Raw genomic sequence first — 19,853 nt, 5'->3', positions numbered from 1 at the left:
CCCAGGCGCTAAGCGTCCCTCGTCGTAAAATATCGCCACGCACTCGCGATGCCGATTCCCAGCGCCGCTGCGACGACCTCGGGCGCCGCTCCGGATCGCGCGAGATCGAAGCCGATCGTGTTACGTAGCGAAGTCGGGACGGCCGAACGTGAGACCCCGGCTAAGCTCCTCGATCGACGGAAGGCGAGTTGAAACGAGCGCGCCGAAAGCCGGGTGCGCCGCTTGGTCACGAACAGCGGATCGTCGTCGCCGAGCTCGAACGGGACGTGATCGAGATATCCGTTTAGCCGATCGATCGCTTCTTGCGAGATCGTGGCCGGTCGAGGCTCGAGATGCGACTGGCGGACGAGGACGGCGGCAAGGATCGGGCTGAAGTCGCGAAGGTTCAACCCAACGATTTCGGCCGTCGTCAAGGCTGAAGTGGCTGCGACGTGGATCGCAGCCGAGTCGCGCATGCGCGTCCAGCTATCCTCGTGGTCCCAAGTCGAGAGAATAGTCTCGATGGATTCTTTCTCGACCGGTTCTCGGTGCACCCTGCCGCAAGGAGGAAGGCGGCAACTCAAGAGCTTTGAGCAGTCGTGCGACCCCTCCTGAGCAAGAAAGCGTGCGAAGTTTCGTAGACCTGCAAACCGCCTGTAGATGGTGGAGGCGGCGGCGCCGTCAGCGCTCCAAAGCTCCGCGACACGGTCGGCTGCCGACTGGTCCATCGCGACGACTGCGGAGATGTCGATGCTACCGATGGCCTCGGCGACATCCCTTAGATCTCGAGCGTAACAGTCGACCGTCGACGGGGCCGAGCCCGCCGTGGCAATGGCGTCGAGCCAGAAAATGCTGTCTGGAACGAAAGGTAGCGTCTGTTCCTGCGTGACCATGGAAACTCGCCAAGTTAGACTTCAAAAGTCAGGCGCCCGAGCCACCGCCGTAGCGCGTTCGGCAAGCGGCCATACCGAATGATGGCGGTCGTGCCTCTCGACGCGGCAGGCGCCGACCCGGGGCCGGCATGCCGGTCAAATGATTGGCGGCCTCCGCCAAGTCGATTTCGCAGCTCGAGATCGACGCAGAAGCGGAAACGTTCGGTATCCGGAGCGAACCTACGACACGCCCGCCTGGTTCGAACCCGCCAGGGCCGATCTCCACTGTTACGCAAAGCATATACGCCTCCATCATTTGCCTAGGGATTTTGAGTTCCGGGACGACGGTTGTCCTCGAACAGGATTCGGATCGCCTCGCCGGACAGGTGCCGCTTCTCGGCGAGGGCATTTGCGACGGCGACGATGGCGTCTTGATTACCCCGGACCAGCCGGGCGGCCCGCTTCTGCAGGCGGACCAGATCGGTTTCTACGCGCCGGCGCAGCGTCTTGTCCCGCGAAACGGCCTTGAGAACGCGACGGTAATCCGACGTAAAAGCGAGATCGTCTCCCAAACCCGTCGCATGAAGCGATGCGATCATCCGAGTGGCGATCGCCATGTCGCTCTCCTCATCAAGACCGCTGCCAACGGAAACTTCTCCAATCAGCAAATGCTCGGCAGCCCGACCGCACAAGGTAGCCACGACGCGGGCCTCGAAGTCGCGTCTTGTCGGAAGATCGCCGTCATCCTGGACTGACGTCGTCTGTCCGGCGGCGCCATCCCGCGTCCGGACGACGATGCCGCGCAGGGTGGCGCAACGCAGGACCAGGATGCCGACGGCGTGCCCGGCCTCGTGCACGCAGATTCGGCGCAAGCGCGCGGGTGGAATGGCCTCGTCGGGCAGCGCGACCGCACGGACGTCATCGGCGCGGAGCGACCGGTCCTCGCGACGGGCGATCCGTCTCGCATCGCGCGTCACCATCATGAGTTCGGCGCCCGTTGATCCCTCGAGGAGCCGTCCGAGCTCGGCACGCTCGCCGCTCTCGATCTCCGGCAGATAGTGGGAGAGAATGTTGATCGTGCCGGCGAGATCAGGACGCCGGACCTCGATGGCCTTTTCGTAGCGTCCCGGGCGCAAGAGCGCCGAGTCGATGCGATCGAGATAATTTGTGCAGGCGATGAAAATTGTCTCCTCGCCACGACCGCTGCCGCCGCGCGAAAAAGCATCGTCCAACCTGAGCATGAAGTTGGTCAAAACGGGTAACCACCAGTCACGGCCTCTACTAGAAATTGTGGATCGGTCTGGCAACGCGTCAAGCTCGTCCAATAGAAAAACACAACTATGGGTAGATATCATTTCGAACATGGCATTGGTCGCCTGCACGACCCCGCCGAGCGCTCCATCCGACCGAGCGAAAAGATCTGCGACCGAATAAGCGAGGAGGGGGCGATTCATATGCTTCGCCACCAGTTTTGCCAGGGTCGTCTTACCGGTTCCGGTTTCGCCGAACAGCACTACTGAACGGCTCAATTGGCTGAAAGGAACACGGTCTTTCAGATCGGTAGCCAAGTCTAAAAAAAATCGGCGAGCCGCGCCGTATTCGATGGCTGTCTGGAGTGACGGCAATCGATCGTCGCCTTCAGAACCGATCCGCCGCCTTGTGGCTCGCTCCATGCGGGTGACGATCTGGCGGGAGGTCGATCCGGGCCGGAAGGCGGCAGCCAAATCGTTGATGTCCAGGCCGGTGCCCACAAGAGCAGGCACGTCCGCGGTGACGGTACGGCTTAGATGCCTTTCGAGCACCTGCCGGAGGGCCTCGCCGGTTGGCGAGGACAAACGGATCGTGTGGTCCGCGCTCGCGATCAGCGTCGAGGGGAGGATATCTGACGACGTGGCGATGCCTACGACCGAGCGGCCGTCGACCAGAACCCCAGACACGCTGGAGTTTCCGACCGTCCCCTTGTGTTCGGAGCGGGAAGACCCGTCCCTGGCGATGATGTGCCAACGATCGCCGTACCGACGCTTCCAGAACCTTTCACAGGGGGAAACCCATGTCGCAGCGGGCACGATCACAATGATCGCTAACGGCGCCTTGCCGGAGACGGAGCGCCGCAGCGCCGACGTCAACGCTTCCTCGAATGCGACTTCGAGGATAGCGTCGGTCGGCAGGCGTTTTTTGTCGCCGGGCATTTCACTCTCCGGAATGTCGACTTCGATCGGACGCAGATCCCGAAAGCTCACTCGCGCAGTCTCGTCAGAGTTCTCGGTCCGAGCGGCGCCGATACAAGGTCCAGTGCGATGAGATCGATGCAGGCGAGAGCCATCACCGACGGCACCGGATCGCGGTCGGTCCGCAGGCTTTTCAAGAGATCCGCGAGCGGCATGGCTCCTTCGTCCGTCAGGGCGCCGAGGATCTGCAGGCGCAGGCCGATTTCGACCGAGTGGTCTGCGTGTTTCCAGACCATCCTCGCGTTCGTGCAGCCGGGCTCGTTGAGGATCTCGGACTCCGTCCGGACCAAAGGGCGAAGACCCAGATCGAGAAGGCTCTGCGCGACGAGTAGGCGCTGCGCCGTGGAGCGGCGTGGCCTGGCTTCGACGACATCCAAATGATAACGACCGTCGTCGCGCTGGATGACGACGGCATCTATCTTCGTCAGCGCGGTGGCGATCTGATCCTCCGACAGATACTCGATCGATCTAACAGTGGGGTCGAGCGAGGCCTGTACCAGCGCGTCCCGCATAAGATGATGCCGCACTGGTATCGCTCGGCCGCATTTTGCCGACACGAACTGACCCTTGCGGTCGAAGCCGCCACTCATCCTTTCGATGCGCATGAGTTCACCCACTTTCGCCGTGCGGATAACCGAATGAGTGGCTGGGTTCTTCCGCCAGGGCACGGAAAAGGCGCGGAAGCCGCAACCCGCGCTGCCAATCGATGGCTCCCATCTTCACGTCTCCTCGGTGCCGAACGGAGCGACGTCGACGAACGTGTCGCTCTCGCGGTCGTATCGGCCATGCAGGATACTCCGACGCTTTCCCACGACGCGCTCGAAGACGTAAGTGTCGTCACCAGGCTGAACCCGGACCGGTCGACGGCCCTCCGCGTGGGCCCCGCAGCGGGTCGTCACCCAGCGGCCGCCGTGCAGCCTGCCGGGTCCGCCGCAGACCTCGCAGGTGACAGCGCTCCGGGCCTCGGCGAGATCGACAGCCTCCTCGACCTTGGCGGCGGTCTCGGGAGAGAGGTCGCCCTCCCAATAGAAACGCAACGTTCCGAACTTCTCCTTGACTTGGATCGTATGGAAAGAGCCGCCGTCCGCCAGCACCGCGGCTCGGATCCGCCCGCACGCACGTGCCAGCAAGTCTTCCCAGCCGTCGTCGACCGACGGCCAGCCCTGGGCGCGCGGGGGATCGCCGACCGGCTGAAAGAGGTCGGCGTAGGTCGTTACCAGATCGGCGCGCCAGTCCCGACTGCGGTCAGCCATGGCGCTTCTCCTTCGCGATGTTCTCCGCCGGCGCGTGCACGAACGCGTCCGACGCCCAGTCGTATCGGACGCGTTCGAGAGTGGAGCGCCGTCTCACGATGCCCCGGCGCAGAAAGACATCGTGGAATCCCGAAATGACCGGAACGGCAGTACCCTGCTGGTGGCCCTTGCAGGCCGGGAAGATACGGAACGCGCTCGCGAACAGGCGACCCTGGGCGCCGCACTCGGCGCATGTCGAAAGCGATCGGGCCTCCGCGAGAGCAACGGCTTCTTCGACCTTGAGCGCCGACCGCTGCGGGAGCTCCGAACGGCTGGTCCAGTGGACGCGGAGAGCTCCGTGCTCAGCAACCATGTGCGTGAAGTAGACGGTGCCATCGCCCGACACGGCGGCCACGCGCTCGGCGAGCCGCGCCACGACGTTCTGCCAGCCATCGTGACACCTTGGATAGCCGGGTGCGAACGGCACGCCGCGAAAGGATCGCACGAACAGATTCGGATATCTCCGGATGAGGTCGTCTTGCCATGTCATCTCTTGGCTCCTGCAACTGGCGGCTTCACGAATTCCGTCGGCCTGTTCTCTGCTGCCGCAAAGCACTGGCCGCGCAACGCGATCAAGGCATCGGGCCCGAATTTCATGGAAAGGTCGGAGACGAGAGCGCGCCTGCACATCAGCGAGCACACGACGGGGAACGCATTGTTCAAGCCGATCGCACTGCCCAATTCCTTGATCGACATGCGCTGGTAGCTCAGGGCAGTCTCGATATCGGCGCGCAGGCTACGACCGACATCCAGTCCGCGGTGACCCCAGATGCGGTCGCTGTTGGTTGCGCGAGGCTCCGCCTGGATAGTATCCGCGTCGACCTCCACCCGAGCGATGCGATGCAGGTCGAGCGCGATCAGCAGCATTCCCTCGGAATCGAGATCGCGGTACTCGCGCTCGTCCACGATGTCGTATGCGACCGCTGTCTGCTTGAATTGCGCGACCAACATCCCGATCTCGACATCCCGGCCTGCGACCGACAACGACTCCACAAGCTCTAATGAGAGCACATCCGGATCGAGCGTCAGCTGGACAGCGAGTCTGTGAAGATTCGTGGCGCGGCCGGAACCGATCTTGGCTCGGCCGCTCGCCGAAAGGAGATCGATCGCCCGATATCGAGCTTGGGACTTTGAATGCGCCACCAATGTCTCCGACCTGTTCGGAAGGCGAAGTCTCGCAAAGGCGACGTGTTCGCATGGGGTCACCAGGCTTCGTCCTTGCGTGGGCAGATAGAGAGCAGGTGTAGTGCAGGGAGTCAAGATAGTTAGCTATCTAGAACTGGATGGGTAGCTATCTATGAATGCTGATGGCCTGTGGATATCTTCAAATAGCGGAAAATCCGGGCTTTCGCCCAAAGTGGCACAATGTTAGAGAGTGTATCAGATAGTCAGCTATCTAACGTCGAAGGAGAGGATCGTGCGCGCACCGAAGAAGGGAGCGTCCAAGGCTCGGAAACGATCGGACAAGAGGAGCCAACTCCTTGTCTACCTCCGGCCGACTCTCATCCGTCAGCTCAAGCTCGCCGCACTGGCGATGGGGCAGCCGGCGTACGAGCTTGCGGAGACCGCCATTGCGGAATGGCTGGAAAAGCGCCAGAGCGAGATCAGGCGGGCGGCCGCCGAGATTGCTGATGGCAACAAATGATCCTGCGGTCATGACCGGGCCCATTCGCTTCAATGCGGACCGCTACGTCGAATCCGGCTCTGCCGGCTTGTCCGTCCTGACTGGAAGATATAGGGACCGGTCAGGTAGGGGAGCCACCAGCCGCAGCGAGGCCTCTTTCGTCGGCGGAAACTGGGGTCTCAGCGGCGTTCCGGGGCGAGCCTGGGTATCAGGTCGTCTTCGGACGTCGTGATTGCCTTGCGCCGCCCGCCGCTGCAGGGCCTAAGAAGGATGCCGGATCCGACCTATAGTCCGCCGCGCCGATGATCTGATGCGCCGCAGGGGGCCTTTCACGGATATCTAGCACTGCCGTTCCGGTTAGCGTAGTAGTCTCGCCGCGGTGCCACCGAGTACGCGAGCGCGATCGGCGTGCGTCAGGAAGGGAAGCCCGAACCGCATATGATCAAGACATTCAAGATAGGTGCACGGTCGACGGGTAAGATCGGAGCCCCACATGATGCGGTCCGTACCGAAGGCGTCGAAGGTGCGTTGCGGATAGGGCATTAGCCGGCGAAACGGATAGGAGTCGTCGGTAGAGCAAGGCAGCGAGCTTGCCTTGACAGCGACGTTCGGAAGTCGCGCCTGGGCGAGAATCTCATCGAGATCGGCAAAACATTGCTCGTCACGCAATGCGCTTTGCGCCGTTTGCCGAACGCCTCAACTGCGCTGCCCTGGCCGCCACATTTCTTCCGCCGCTATTTCCTGGTTTTTTCCGAGGATAGCGACCGGGAGCGAGCCGAGACAGCCGTCGCAGCCTTCGCCAACATCAGGCGGCCAATATCGGCGTGATCATGCTCCGGCCGGACGGTGCGAAGCCGATAGTGCTGCTCGCGCCGAGTGGGCTGCCGTCCCCGACAGGCGACATCGGCTGCAGCGCCTCTGCCATCGCGGTAGATGGCGCGATGATTGGGTCGCTGCGCCAGTGGTGGATGAGTTCGACGAGAGTCGCGAACCGGCAACGTCCTTCCGCCGCTGACCTCACGCGGAATCACTGAACGTTTAAGACCAACATCAGCCCACCCCCACCGCCCTGCTCGACGTTGTTGTTGGCCGTGTGATGAGGGATATGGCAGTGGACCAACCACTTCCCCGGCCGGCGAGCGGTCCAAACAACGTCGTACCGTTGGCCCGGACCAACGTTCACGGTGTCCGCCTGATAACGGGCGCTTTCGGCGAGCGTGACGCCATCCACCGCCACGATCTCAAAAGGGCCGCCGTGCACATGCATGGGGTGGACGAAGTTGTTGTTGGTGCCGATGAAACGCAACTTTATCGTCTGGCCAACCCTCATCTGCACGGTGTCGGTCGCAGGAAAGGCCTTTCCATTGATGGTGAAGTAGTTGGGGAGCGCGCCCTCCATCAGCATCGCGGGATAGGTGAGCCATTCGCGCTTCAGCCACTCCTGAAGTTGTATCGTGTATTCAAGGTCCGCTTTGACCTCGGACGAGGGGTCCGCCGGCTGGATAATGAGCGCACCGTAGAGACCGAGTGCCTGCTGACGGTCGGGATGATCGTGGCTGTGATAGAAGTATGTGCCGTGCTGTCCGACGGTGTATTCGTAGCTGTGTGAACCGCCGGGCGGGACGGGCGGCTGGGTGATCTTTGCCGGCCCGTCCATCTCATTTGGTACGATTAGTCCGTGCCAATGCACCGTCGTGCTCTCGGGCAGCGCGTTGTGAAAGTTGATCCGGACGTGATCGCCTTCCGTCAATTCCAGCCGAGGCCCCGGAATTTGATGGTTATACGCGTAAGCCTGAACCGCAACGTCCGGTAAGATATTCCAGCGGATCGCGGAAGCCTCGATATCGAACACCTTGACGCCATTCTCCAGCCTTGGCTGAAGCACCTGGTCGCCGCGCGCCGTCGGCGGCGCTTCGTAGCCGACCTGTCGCGGCTTCACCGCTGCCATATCCCGCATGGCAGCGGCCGGCAGGTCGAACGTGTTGATCATTCCGGGCGGCATGATCGGGCCGTCCACATCGTGCGCGCTCAGGGTGAGGTTCACGTAGAAGCCCGGCCATACCATTCCGGTGACAAGCAGCAATGCTGTCACCCCCGCCAAAGCGGCCAGTTGCGGAACGGTCGCCTGGCTCCTCATCCCGGCGCGCCCATGATCATCACCGTGCCGATCGTGATGTCCGCCGTGTGCGTCGGACCGTTCGGTCATGAGCCCATGCTTGATGCCGGCGTGTACCATCCAAACGTTGAACGGATAGGCCGTGATGAACCCGACGATCACGCCAAGGGACATCACGCCCCAAAACGTCAGTTCGAGGGGATCCATGGCGCGCATATCACGCCCCATCATCAGGAAGCTCATCGTCGGCGCCATTCCCGCCATCATCGCATTCATGCTGATGAATTCCGGCATGAAGCTCATTTTCACGTTCTGCCAGTACGAACCGCCCATCATCCGCTTCATGAACAGCGACTGGAAGATGAAGAGCCCGAACGAGAATCCCGCCAGATATTCCACGATCAGATCGATCCACATCGGCAATCCGAGGAAGGCCGTCGTCGCTGCGGCAAAGATGATGCCGGTCGCGTCTCCGGCCACGCAGTGGATTGTGCTGCCGACCCTTGCTTCCACAGCGGGGAAGTGAATCGTTCGTGTTCTCCTGGCCGCGGCTCTTTGTCGGCGAGTACGTAGAGGAGCAGGCCGAACGGCCCCATGTAGAGCGTGATGAGGACGAACGCCCATTTCATCACGGCAGGCTCGGGATTTCCGGCGAACTGGTCGTACGCGACGTAGGCGGTCGAGATGACTGCTATAACGAACCAGCCGAGCAGAAAATAATCGTAGGGAAGGGCGATCACGGCTGCTCCAATGCGTTGTTCGTGACGAAACCGTCGCATAGGGTCTTCGTTCCTTTCTGACTCGAAGTGAGAAAATGTTGGGTTTTGCTGTAATATTTTTGACCCGCGAACGTCGCGGGCGCTCGGATATGCGCGATGTGGATCGACAAGCATGATTGAAACGATGCTGTATCCGGGCTCGACGGACCTATTGCGCGTGTTGATCGAGCGATGGCGACAGGACCCTGGGTCGACCTATCGCACGTGGTTCTTGTGGGATGAGCGCCTGAAGAACTTCAGGTCGATTCGGCGCGGCATCGCTCAGGTGGTCGAGGAGATCGGGGGCGGAACGTTCGGCAACGTGTACAGGGGCTCCTCCCTCGAAACGATCGTGGGGTCGATCGCGGAGCAGAGGCAGATCTTCAAAGGAGCCGATCACGCCTTCCTATGGAAACCGAAGCTTCGGATCCCGGACATCTATGAGGATGCCGGAAATCAGCGGGCTTTCGGTCAACTCCTGCATCACTGTTCTTGCTGCAGTACCGAGCAGGAGCTCGTCGAAGGAATCGACACGATCGATCGACTGAAGATCAAGGGTCTCGGGCCCGCTGTCGCCAATCTCCTGTACTTCCTGCACCCGACGCTGATGCCGCCATTCAACACCGCGATCGTGAACGGCTTCAATGCGATCACGGGCGCCAAGGTGAAGCTCGGCCGATGGGATCAATATCTTGGGATGCGAAGCGGCATCCTGGAGCTGAACCGCGCTTATCGGGATATTCTCTCCAACGATCTCGGCGCAATCGCGGGATTTCTGTTCGATGTCGGTACCGGGCGCTTCAGCGCGCCTCCTGTCGGCAATGGCGAGACAGCAAGAGACGCTTGGCTATCCGAGTTGTCGAAGGCGCGCGAGACCGCAAAAAGGCTCGAAGCTCCCATTGCGGCGGCGCGCGAGAACGATCTTACCCATACGGAAGTCCAAGCCTGGCTCCGCGACCTGGGCCTGGCGCTCGGTTATCGGATATGGATCGCTTCGAACGATCGGGGACGCTCATACAATGGCGCCATGTTGGCATCCGGTTGCATCGACCGTCTGCCCTCATCAATCGAAGATGCCGCGGGCGCAGAATCGATCCGGCTCATCGATGTGCTCTGGTTGGATGCCGCGAGCGATCGCGTGGTCGCTGCTTTCGAGGTCGAACACACGACCTCGATTTATTCCGGGATCGTCCGCATGCTCGATCTGGCGCTAAGCGGCGACCTGCATACCGCGGGCGGACTGTTTCTGGTCGCTCCGGACGGCAGGGAGGACGAGGTGCGTAATCAACTTCGTCGGCCGGCGTTCAGTCGCGTCGCTGACTTGCAGGTACGCTACCTGCCGTATGGCGAGCTGGAGCGGAACAAGGATGCGATCGCCCGCTTCGGGACAGGCATGAAAGGCATTCAGGCGATCGCGCGACTTCTTTGACCCGTCAGACCCGCGTCGTCCGCAGTCGCAGCGCGTTGCCGACCACGCTGACGGAGGACAGCGCCATCGCGGCCGCAGCGACGATCGGCGACAGCAGCAGTCCCAGCGTCGGATACAGGACTCCGGCCGCAATAGGGATACCTGCGGCGTTGTAGGCGAAAGCAAAGAAGAGGTTCTGCCTGATGTTCCTCATGGTGGCGCGTGACAACCGCCGCGCACGGACGATGCCGTTGAGATCTCCCTTGAGAAGAGTGACGCCCGCGCTCTCCATCGCCACGTCCGTTCCCGTGCCCATGGCGATGCCCACTTCGGCCGCCGCCAAAGCCGGCGCGTCGTTGACGCCGTCGCCCGCCATGGCGACGCTTCGTCCGTCCTTCTGCAGCTTTGCGACGACCGCACTCTTCTGATCGGGCAGTACCTCGGCTTCGACATCCGCAATGCCGAGTCTCCGGGCGACCGCCTCGGCCGTGGTCCGGTTGTCGCCCGTCAGCATGATGACCCTCACGCCCTCGGCGGCCAGGTCGCGCAGCGCCTCGGGCGTCGACTGCTTCACGGGATCGGCGATGGCCAAAATGCCCGCGAGCCTGCCGTCGGCGGCCATGTTGATGACGGTTGCACCTTCACCGCGCTGACGCTCGGCTTCGCTTTCGAGGGCAGATGTATCGACACCCTCCGAACGCAGGAAAGTCGCGTTGCCGAGGAGGATTTTCTTGCCCTCTACCGTTCCGAGGGCGCCTCTGCCGACCGGCGAGTCGAAGTCCTTGACGTCGGCCGTCTGAATTCCGCGATCCTTGGCCGCATTGACGATGGCATCCGCCAGCGGATGTTCGCTGGCGCGTTCGACGCTGGCGGCGAGCCGCAGCACGTCCGCCTCCGAATATCCACTGACCGGTACGATCGCGACGACCTTCGGTTTGCCTTCGGTCAAAGTGCCGGTCTTGTCGACGACAAGAGTGTCTATCTTCTCCATATGCTCAAGCGCCTCGGCGTTCTTGATGAGCACGCCCGCTTGTGCGCCGCGCCCGACCCCGACCATGATGGACATCGGGGTCGCCAGGCCGAGCGCGCACGGGCAGGCGATGATGAGAACACTGACCGCCGCGACGAGACCGAAGGCGAGGCGGGGCTCTGGACCGTAGACGGCCCAAGCGGCGAAAGCCGCGACAGCGATCACGATGACCGCCGGAACGAACCAACCCGCGACCTGATCCGCCAAACGCTGGATGGGCGCGCGCGAGCGCTGCGCCTGCGCCACCATCTGCACGATCTGAGACAACATCGTATCGCTGCCGACCTTTTCGGCCCGCATGACGAATCCGCCGGAGCGGTTGAGCGTGCCGGCGATCACCTTGCCGCCGACCTCCTTGCTGACCGGCATGGATTCGCCAGTCACCATCGACTCGTCGAGCGAAGATCGGCCCTCGACGATCTCGCCGTCGACTGGCACCTTTTCCCCCGGGCGGACGCGCAAACGATCGCCCGGCCGGAGCTCCGCGATCTGGACTTCCTCGTCAGAGCCGTTCTCCCGGATGCGGCGTGCCGTTTTCGGCGCGAGGTCCAATAGCGCCTTGATCGCTCCGGAAGTGGCTTCTCGCGCGCGCAACTCGAGCACCTGCCCGAGAAGCACCAGTACCGTGATGACCGCGGCCGCTTCGAAATACACGGCCACTGCGCCGTCATGACCCCGGAACGTCGAAGGAAACGCAGCGGGAAGAACCGTCGCCACCACGCTGTAGACCCAGGCGACTCCCGTACCCATCGCGATCAGCGTGAACATGTTCAGATTGCGCGTCACGACCGACTGCCAGCCGCGGACGAAGAACGGCCACCCTGCCCATAGGACGACCGGCGTCGCGAGAACGAACTGGATCCAATTGGAAAGCGACTGGTCGATCCAACCGTGAGCACCGACGAGGTGAGCGCCCATCTCGAGGACCACGACCGGAACGGAGAGGGCGAGACCCACCCAAAACCGACGGGTCATATCGACCAGCTCGGGATTGGGCCCCGCGTCCGCGGTGGCGAGCTCGGGTTCGAGCGCCATGCCGCAGATGGGGCAATTGCCTGGTCCAACCTGGCGGACCTGCGGATGCATCGGGCAGGTGTAGATCGTGCCTTCGGGCACGTCAGCCTGCGTTTTCTTCATCTCTCCGTGTAGATATTTCGCCGGATCTTCCGCGAACTTCGTCCTGCAACGGTCCGAACAGAAGTAGAAGCTCCGACCTCCGTGCTCGGCCTTGTGACGAGCCGTGTCCGGGTCCACCTCCATTCCGCAAACGGGATCCACCGTGGTCCCCTGCGCGCCACCATGATGATGGTGGTGAGCATGGTGCTCGGAAGCCGATGCGGTGGACTGGCAGTGTCCGCAGCAGTTCTTGTCGGTCTTCTCGGAATTCGGCGTGTCTGGCCGAGCCATCGTCAGCTCCATCTTGCGGAATGTACCCTAGGGGGGTATATACGTGGCATGAGAAACGACATCAAGGCTACGTGCCAGAAACGTTTGAACCGCATCGAAGGTCAGGTTCGCGGCCTGGCGAAGATGGTCGGAGAGGATCGGTATTGCATCGACATCGTCACCCAGATCTCGGCGGTCAGGGCGGCGCTTCGCCGCGTCGAGGAAGAGATCCTGCGGGATCACGTGTCCCATTGCGTGGAACATGCGATCCGCAGCGGCGACAAGGCGGATCAAAGGCGAAAGATCGCCGAGCTGATGGACGTCGTGGGCCGAGCGAACAGGTAGCGCCGATGGGATCACCAATGATTGAGCTGGATCAAAGATTCTGCATGTCCCTGGGCTATGGTATCCTCCGGGCTGATAAGGTGTTGTCCGGCTAAGGAAGTGATGGCGAGCAAGTAACAACGATGCGGTTCGTCCGAACGATTCTGGCATTCGCGATTGCCGCCTCCTTGGCGCTGGCGCCGCTCGGCGCGTCCGCGACGGGCTTGGCTATGACCGCGTCGGACAGCACTTCCACGATGCAAATGGAAGCGTCGGCCGACATGTCGATGGATTGCTGCCCGGACGACACGACAGGCACGCCCATCCACAGCGAACACCACAAGTGCGGTTCGGGATTTTGCTGCGTAGGCAGCCTGACCGCGCTTGGAGACGTGCGAAGCATCGCGTTCCGTTTCGACCCTGCCGCGGAACGTAAAGCAGCCATCCCGGCGGACCAGATCGTCACGGTCCAGGCAGGCAATCCTCCTTTTCGACCTCCTCGAATCTGATCTCACAAAGCCCGACGTCGCGCAGCAGCCTGCGACGACTGACGTGCGCGCTCCTAGCGCCACGACCGAGATCACATCATGAGGACAGGACAATGCTTTCCAAGTTCAGCACCGCGGCTTTGGCCGCCACGATTTCGCTCGCCGCGTCGGCCGCCATGGCGGGCGCCGGCGACTACGCCTTCGAACCCGTCAATCCGGAGATGAAGAAGGGCGACGATGTCACGCTCGCCGTTCGCTTGACCAACAAGCAGACCGGCAAGCCGGTATCGGACGCCGTGATCTTCAGGACACGGGTCGACATGGCTCCGGACGGGATGGCCGAAATGGAATCGCCGGTCGAGCCGCTGCCGTCAAAGGAGCCCGGCGTCTACGCTTTCAAGACCGATCTGCCGATGGCCGGCCGCTACCAGGTCACGCTCTCGGCGAAGGTTCAGGGTGAGGCGGAGACCGTCACCGGCAAGCTGATCGTCAAGGCGATCAAGTAGCACCCATCGGGTGCCGCTCGCCGGCGCCCGACATCCCGTTTTTCAGTCGTTCGGATGCGCGCTGCTGCGCGCGAGGACAACACGCCATGAATACCTTTCGTTTTCTGACTACTCTCGCGGTGGGCGGCGGCTTGAGCTTGGGGGCCTACTGGTACTTGAACGATGGGCGCTGGCCCGTCCGTACCGACATGGCTGCGGTTGCCGCAGCGGCAGACCGAACGCCGCTCTTCTATCGTGATCCGGGCGGAGAGCCGTTTTGGTCTGCCGGACCGAAAAAGGACGACCACGGACGGGATTATCTGCCCGTCTACGATGACGGCCAGACGGTCGACGAGCCGGCAAAGCCAAGGCAGCAGGCGAATTCTTCCCGCAGGATCCTCTACTATCGTAATCCGATGGGTCTCCCGGACACCTCGGCCGTGCCGAAGAAGGATCCGATGGGGATGGACTACGTCCCCGTTTACGAAGGCGATGACGCCGACGACGGGTCCGTGAAGCTGTCGCCCGGCAAGATTCAGCGCACCGGCGTCAAGTCGGAGCCGGTCGAGCGGCGCGCGATCCGAGTCTCGGTGAAGGTGCCCGGTACGATCCAGCTGGACGAGCGTCGGGTGTCCGTAATCGCCATGCGAGCCGAAAGCTTCCTCCAGAAGGTCGCGGACGTGACCACCGGAACGCGCGTCCGGGCGGGCCAGCCGCTGATGCAGATCTACAGTTCGGCGGTGGCTTCCGCGGCCGCGGAATACTTTGCGACGGTCACTTCCAAGACGGTAGGGGGCGTCGAAGTGTATGGCCGTGGGTCGCGCCAGCGACTTACGAACCTTGATGTGCCCGACCAATTCATCGCCGAGATAGAGAAATCTCACGTCGCGCCCGTCAACGTGCAGTGGTTGGCTCCGCGGGACGGCATCGTGCTCGAGCGCAACGCCATCGAGGGTATGCGGGCCAACCCAGGCGACGTGCTGTTCCGGATCGCCGACATCTCGGTGGTCTGGGCCCTGGTCGACGTGGCCGAACGCGATCTCGGGAACATCGCGGTCGGTCAGCCGGTCGAGGTCCGCGCCCGGAGTTTCCCCGGGCGGAGCTTCGCCGGAAAGATCTCGGTCATCTACCCGCAGGTGAACCGCGACACGCGGACCGCACGCGTCCGGATCGAACTCACCAACCCGGACTTCGCGCTGCTGCCCGATATGTATGTCGATGCCACGATCGACACCGCGGATGCCGCGCCAGTTCTGGCCGTGCCGGACAGCTCGGTGCTCGACACCGGCAGCCGGCAGGCGGTTCTGGTTGACAAGGGAGAAGGGCGCTTCGAGCCGAGGGAGGTGCAGCTCGGCCGCCGCGGCGGCGGCTACATCGAGGTGCGGAACGGCCTTGCCGACGGCGAGGCGGTGGTTACCTCGGCCAACTTCCTGATCGATGCGGAAAGCAACCTGAAAGCGGCGCTTAAGGGGTTCGCAGAAGCTGCGCCACAAGATCCCAGTGCCGCCGGCGACCACGCAATGGGAGAGCACAAATGATCACCCGCATCATCGCCTGGTCCGCCCGCAACCTGCTGCTTGTACTGTTCGGCACCGGCTTCGCGGCCGCGGCCGGACTATACGCGCTCGTCCACCTTCCACTGGATGCGATTCCGGACCTCTCTGACACGCAGGTCATCGTCTACACCGAGTATCCCGGCCAAGCGCCGCAGGTAATCGAGGACCAGGTCACCTATCCGTTGACGACGGCGATGCTGACGGTACCGAAATCGAAGGTCGTGCGCGGCTTTTCGTTCTTCGGGGTATCGTTCGTCTACGTGATCTTCGAGGACGGCACCGACATCTACTGGGCGCGATCGCGCGTGATGGAGTTTCTGAACAGCGCGACGTCGAGATTGCCCGCAGGTATCACTCCGACCATCGGTCCTGACGCCACGGGGGTCGGCTGGGTCTACCAGTACGCCGTCATGTCCAAGGAATTGAATCTCGCGGACACCCGCACGATCCAGGATTGGAACCTCAAGTTCGCACTGGCCAAGGCCGAGGGCGTCGCCGAGGTCGCCAGCATCGGCGGGTTCGTCAAACAGTACAACGTCGTGCTCGATCCGCAGCGGATGCGGGACCGTGGCATCAGCATGCAAAAGGTCCGAGAGGCCATCCGCGCCAGTAACGCCGACGTCGGAGGCCGCACTGTCGAACTGTCCGAGTTCGAGTACGTCATCCGCGGCAAGGGCTACGTCAAGAACATCAACGATCTCGGCAACATCGTGCTGAAGACCTCCGGAGGCACCCCGGTGCTGCTCCGGGACGTCGCCAACGTCGAGCTTGGGCCGGACGAGCGGCGTGGTATCGCCGAGCTGAACGGCGAGGGAGAGGTCGCGAGCGGTATCGTGCTGCAGCGCTTCGGCGTCAACGCTCTGGACGTCATCGAGAACGTCAAGAAGCGGTTCAAGGAGATCGCGAGCAGCCTGCCGAATTCGGTCGAGATCGTGCCGGTCTACGATCGGTCCAACCTTATCTTCGCCGCTATCGATACCCTCAAGCACACGCTCTTCGAGGAGAGCATCGTCGTCGCGCTGGTCTGCATCGTGTTCCTGCTGCACGTCCGCAGCGCATTGGTCGCGATCCTTATGCTGCCGGTCGGCGTTTTAATGGCGTTCGGCGCCATGATGCTGCTGGGGTTGGGCTCAAACATCATGAGTCTCGGCGGCATCGCGATAGCGATCGGAGCCATGGTGGACGCCGCGATCGTCATGATAGAAAACGCTCACAAGCACCTCGAACGTGCGAAGCCGGATCAGTCACGGGTTCAGATTTTGATCGACGCTGCCTCCGAAGTCGGGCCGGCGCTGTTCTTTAGCCTGCTGATCATCACGGTGTCTTTCATGCCGATCTTCACGCTGGAATCGCAGGAGGGACGGCTGTTCAGTCCGCTGGCATTCACAAAGACCTTCTCGATGGCGGCCGCGGCTCTGCTATCCGTCACCTTGGTGCCGGCTCTCATGGTGATCTTCGTGCGCGGCCGGATCGTCCCCGAGAGCAGAAATGTCATCAACCGCTTCCTGATTTGGATCTACCGGCCGGTAATCAAGGGCGTCCTGCGAGCCAAGACGCTGGTCATCCTCGCTTCGGTGGGAGTCCTTGCAGCTTCGGTCTGGCCCGCGCGACAGCTCGGTACCGAGTTCATGCCGTCGCTCAACGAGGGGACCCTTCTTTACATGCCTACCACGCTGCCGGGAATCTCGGTCACGAAGGCCGCCGAACTGATGCAGATGCAGGATCGGATCATAAAGTCGTTCCCGGAAGTCGCGTCCGTCTACGGCAAGGCGGGAAGGGCGGCCACAGCGACGGACCCGGCGCCGACCGAGATGTTCGAAACGGTCGTGAATCTCAAACCAAAGGAACAGTGGCGGCCCGGGATGACCGTCGACGGCCTGATTGCGGAAATGGACAAGGCATTGCAATTCCCGGGCGTCTCCAACGCCTGGACCATGCCGATCAAGGCGCGCATCGACATGCTGTCGACAGGCATCCGCACTCCGATCGGAGTCAAGGTGATGGGCACCGACCTGGTCGAGATCGATCGGCTCGCCAAACAGATCGAACGCGTGATCAAAGCCGTGCCCGGCACTTCGTCGGCGTACGCCGAGCGGGGCATCGGCGGTTACTATCTGGAGATCGTTCCGGATCGCGAGGCGCTGGCTCGCTACGGGATCCTGATCCAAGACTTGCAGGACACCATCGCGGCCGCGTTGGGAGGTCAGACCGTCACCACCACGGTGGAGGGCAGGCAGCGCTTCACGGTGAACATGCGCTACCCGCGCGATCTCCGCGACAATCCGAAGGCCATTGCCAATGACATCCTGGTTCCGATGCCGGCGGGCGGCGCCGTGCCGCTGGGCGAAGTCGCCAAAGTCGAACCGGCCCGCGGGCCGACGTCGATCCGGACGGAGAACGGGCAGCTTGCGACCTACATCTACGTGGACATTCGGGATCGCGACATCGGAAGCTACGTGACGGACGCGCAGCGCGCCGTCACCGACAGTATCCAATTCCCAGCCGGCTATTATGTGGTCTGGAGCGGTCAATACGAATACATGCAGCGCGCGGCTGCCCGTTTAAGGATCGTGGTTCCGGTGACGCTCACGATCATCTTCCTGCTGCTATATTTGAACTTCAAGGCATTGACTGAAACCCTGATCGTGATGCTCTCGCTGCCGTTCGCGCTGGTGGGCGGAATCTGGATGATGTGGTGGCTCGGCTTCAATCTCTCCGTCGCCGTCGCCGTCGGGTTCATCGCACTGGCGGGAGTCGCCGCAGAGACGGGCGTGGTGATGCTGATCTATCTGGATCATGCACTGGCCGAGATGAAGGCCAGGCGCAGCGCGGAGGGCCGAGCCTTCAGCCGACGTGATGTCCATGCTGCCATCATGGAGGGGGCGGTCGAGCGCGTCCGCCCCAAGATGATGACCGTAGTGGCAATCATGGCGGGACTACTGCCCATCATGTGGAGCACGGGAACGGGATCGGAGATCATGCAGCGCATTGCCGTGCCGATGATCGGCGGGATGACGTCCTCCACGTTGCTGACGTTGATCGTGATTCCGGCGATCTTCGGCCTGGTGAAGGGACGCGGGCTTCCGGAGGGCGACGCAACGACCGGGCTTGCTACTGACGACCCGCAGGATGTGCCAAGGGCTGCGTGAATCGGGAATTTGGACAGAACGGCATCGCGAGGGCACATGAATGGGCTTGCAACGATCGAGGCGGACGGCGGCGTATGCGTTCGCCCGAGCGCACGATCATGGTCCGAACCGGCTTTGGCAGAAGAGTGGCAAAACAAAACGGAGCGAAACGTGAAAGAACGAACCTCTATTATGACCCGGCGATCGCTTGTGACACTGTTGGCCGCGGCGGCCCTGATCAAGCCCGCCGAGGCGATCGCACAAGGAACCGCAATCACGGTGCACAAGGACCCGAACTGTGGATGCTGTACTTTTTGGGTGCAGCATATGCGCGACGCCGGATTCTCCGTTCGGGTCGAGGAAACCGCGGATATTGCGTCGGTTCGGGCTCGTCTCGGCATTCCGCCGAGGTTGGCTGGGTGTCACACGGCGGAGGTCGGTGGCTATCTCGTTGAGGGCCATGTGCCGGCGGATGCCATTCGGCGCCTCCTCTCGGAGACTCCCGATGCGAAGGGCATCGCCGTGCCGGGCATGCCGGTGGGATCGCCCGGTATGGAAAGTGGACATCCGCCGCAACCCTATACGGTCATACTGTTCGGGGCGGATGGCCAAAAGCCTTTCATGCGCTTCGTCGGCAAGCAGGTGATTGACTGATCGCGAACGAAGCGACGCCCTGGATGAACTCGCCACGACTTCACTTCTATCGCATGCGAAAGCGATGTCAGGTGTACGTTACGAAGACCCAGGATGGCGCCAGTCGGCAAGACCGAGCAGTTGACTCCGCCCGGGGAGGGAAAAATATCGCGCTCTCCTTTACCGAGCCGATCGTCCCCGCCGAGCAACGCGCTCGACGGACTTAGAGATTTGCGTGAGCGAGGTCGTAAAATCGGGGATATCGACCATAGCCAGTAGCAGCCCAGCAATCCAGAACAGGTTCTCGTGGGTGAACATCCCTAAAAGCCCCAGGGTGGCGACAATCTGATATTGCACCTTCTGTTCCGTGTGAGCGATGTGCTCCGGTAGATGGTGCAGACGTAACATCAAGACGCCGAACATGAAGACGAACAGCACCAGGAATATTCCCATGGCGATCATCAACGGATCCCGCTGCTCGGCCCCAGCAACGAACCAAGGCAGATGAACGCCGGGAAATTGCGCTTGTTGCTCCGTCATTGGCGG

Annotated in this window: 17 protein-coding genes and 1 pseudogene; 8 read left to right on the top strand and 10 right to left on the bottom strand. The window is 62.2% G+C overall.

The genetic code is table 11. From position 1 onward, the window contains the following. Window positions 1-8: 8 nt before the first annotated feature. The 6 genes from K410_RS0100370 to K410_RS0100345 form a co-directional block, all read right to left on the bottom strand. The gene (locus tag K410_RS0100370) at window positions 9-872 is read right to left on the bottom strand and encodes a tyrosine-type recombinase/integrase (RefSeq protein ID WP_028133013.1); all 864 of its coding nucleotides are present in this window, start codon (window positions 870-872) and stop codon (window positions 9-11) included. Window positions 873-1,171: 299 nt separating this feature from the next. Beyond that, entirely contained in the window at window positions 1,172-3,091 is a 1,920-nt protein-coding gene (locus K410_RS36225; RefSeq protein WP_049819837.1) for an AAA family ATPase, read from the bottom strand. Further along, the gene (locus K410_RS0100360) at window positions 3,088-3,684 is read right to left on the bottom strand and encodes a hypothetical protein (RefSeq protein ID WP_245269295.1); all 597 of its coding nucleotides are present in this window, start codon (window positions 3,682-3,684) and stop codon (window positions 3,088-3,090) included. Before K410_RS0100360 ends, K410_RS36225 begins: the two co-directional genes overlap by 4 nt. 114 nt (window positions 3,685-3,798) lie before the next feature. After that, window positions 3,799-4,332 (bottom strand): hypothetical protein, encoded by a 534-nt coding sequence (locus K410_RS36220; RefSeq protein WP_049819836.1) that lies wholly within the window; start codon window positions 4,330-4,332, stop codon window positions 3,799-3,801. Then, complete coding sequence (locus tag K410_RS0100350; RefSeq protein ID WP_028133011.1) at window positions 4,325-4,861, bottom strand: hypothetical protein; 537 nt, start codon at window positions 4,859-4,861, stop codon at window positions 4,325-4,327. The genes K410_RS36220 and K410_RS0100350 overlap by 8 nt, the downstream gene beginning before the upstream one ends. After that, window positions 4,858-5,514, bottom strand: coding sequence for a hypothetical protein (locus tag K410_RS0100345; protein WP_028133010.1), 657 nt, complete (start codon window positions 5,512-5,514; stop codon window positions 4,858-4,860). The genes K410_RS0100350 and K410_RS0100345 overlap by 4 nt, the downstream gene beginning before the upstream one ends. A gap of 274 nt (window positions 5,515-5,788) precedes the next feature. On the opposite strand from K410_RS0100345, the gene K410_RS36215 reads away from it, so the two are divergent. After that, entirely contained in the window at window positions 5,789-6,016 is a 228-nt protein-coding gene (locus K410_RS36215) for a hypothetical protein (RefSeq protein ID WP_049819883.1), read from the top strand. A gap of 336 nt (window positions 6,017-6,352) precedes the next feature. On the opposite strand, the gene K410_RS41470 is transcribed toward K410_RS36215, so the two are convergent. Both K410_RS41470 and K410_RS0100330 read right to left on the bottom strand, forming a co-directional pair. Next, window positions 6,353-6,664, bottom strand: a complete 312-nt coding sequence (locus K410_RS41470) for an amidohydrolase family protein (RefSeq protein ID WP_080672073.1) — start codon at window positions 6,662-6,664, stop codon at window positions 6,353-6,355. A gap of 358 nt (window positions 6,665-7,022) precedes the next feature. Beyond that, window positions 7,023-8,851: pseudogene (locus tag K410_RS0100330) on the bottom strand (multicopper oxidase domain-containing protein). A 151-nt stretch (window positions 8,852-9,002) separates the two neighbouring features. Here K410_RS0100330 and K410_RS0100325 point away from each other — a divergent pair. Continuing rightward, the gene (locus tag K410_RS0100325) at window positions 9,003-10,298 is read left to right on the top strand and encodes a type II restriction enzyme NmeDI-related protein (protein ID WP_210164224.1); all 1,296 of its coding nucleotides are present in this window, start codon (window positions 9,003-9,005) and stop codon (window positions 10,296-10,298) included. Window positions 10,299-10,302: 4 nt separating this feature from the next. Here K410_RS0100325 and K410_RS0100320 read toward each other — a convergent pair whose 3' ends face one another. Further along, window positions 10,303-12,714: a heavy metal translocating P-type ATPase gene (locus K410_RS0100320; protein ID WP_028133008.1), complete on the bottom strand. Its 2,412-nt coding sequence runs from the start codon at window positions 12,712-12,714 to the stop codon at window positions 10,303-10,305. A gap of 48 nt (window positions 12,715-12,762) precedes the next feature. On the opposite strand from K410_RS0100320, the gene K410_RS0100315 reads away from it, so the two are divergent. The 6 genes from K410_RS0100315 (at window position 12,763) to K410_RS0100290 (ending at window position 19,328) form a co-directional block, all read left to right on the top strand. After that, entirely contained in the window at window positions 12,763-13,038 is a 276-nt protein-coding gene (locus tag K410_RS0100315) for a metal-sensitive transcriptional regulator (RefSeq protein ID WP_028133007.1), read from the top strand. A 122-nt stretch (window positions 13,039-13,160) separates the two neighbouring features. Continuing rightward, complete coding sequence (locus K410_RS0100310; protein WP_028133006.1) at window positions 13,161-13,526, top strand: hypothetical protein; 366 nt, start codon at window positions 13,161-13,163, stop codon at window positions 13,524-13,526. A gap of 92 nt (window positions 13,527-13,618) precedes the next feature. Continuing rightward, window positions 13,619-14,011, top strand: a complete 393-nt coding sequence (locus tag K410_RS0100305; protein ID WP_028133005.1) for a FixH family protein — start codon at window positions 13,619-13,621, stop codon at window positions 14,009-14,011. Window positions 14,012-14,097: 86 nt separating this feature from the next. Then, entirely contained in the window at window positions 14,098-15,528 is a 1,431-nt protein-coding gene (locus K410_RS0100300; protein WP_028133004.1) for an efflux RND transporter periplasmic adaptor subunit, read from the top strand. Further along, window positions 15,525-18,695 carry an efflux RND transporter permease subunit gene (locus K410_RS0100295; protein WP_028133003.1) on the top strand — a complete coding sequence of 1,057 codons (3,171 nt, stop codon included), beginning with the start codon at window positions 15,525-15,527 and terminating at the stop codon, window positions 18,693-18,695. Before K410_RS0100300 ends, K410_RS0100295 begins: the two co-directional genes overlap by 4 nt. Window positions 18,696-18,731: 36 nt before the next feature. After that, a complete protein-coding gene (locus tag K410_RS0100290) occupies window positions 18,732-19,328 on the top strand; it encodes a DUF411 domain-containing protein (RefSeq protein WP_311765986.1) in 597 nt (198 codons plus the stop codon). A 159-nt stretch (window positions 19,329-19,487) separates the two neighbouring features. On the opposite strand, the gene K410_RS36210 is transcribed toward K410_RS0100290, so the two are convergent. Next, a complete protein-coding gene (locus K410_RS36210) occupies window positions 19,488-19,847 on the bottom strand; it encodes a hypothetical protein (RefSeq protein ID WP_155253157.1) in 360 nt (119 codons plus the stop codon). Window positions 19,848-19,853: the final 6 nt, after the last annotated feature.

The sequence above is a fragment of the Bradyrhizobium sp. 22 genome (assembly GCF_000482425.1).
In the GTDB taxonomy this organism is placed as follows: domain Bacteria; phylum Pseudomonadota; class Alphaproteobacteria; order Rhizobiales; family Xanthobacteraceae; genus Bradyrhizobium; species Bradyrhizobium japonicum_B.
Note: the sequence above shows the minus strand (reverse complement) of the source record. Positions and strands in the feature narration are given on the sequence as shown.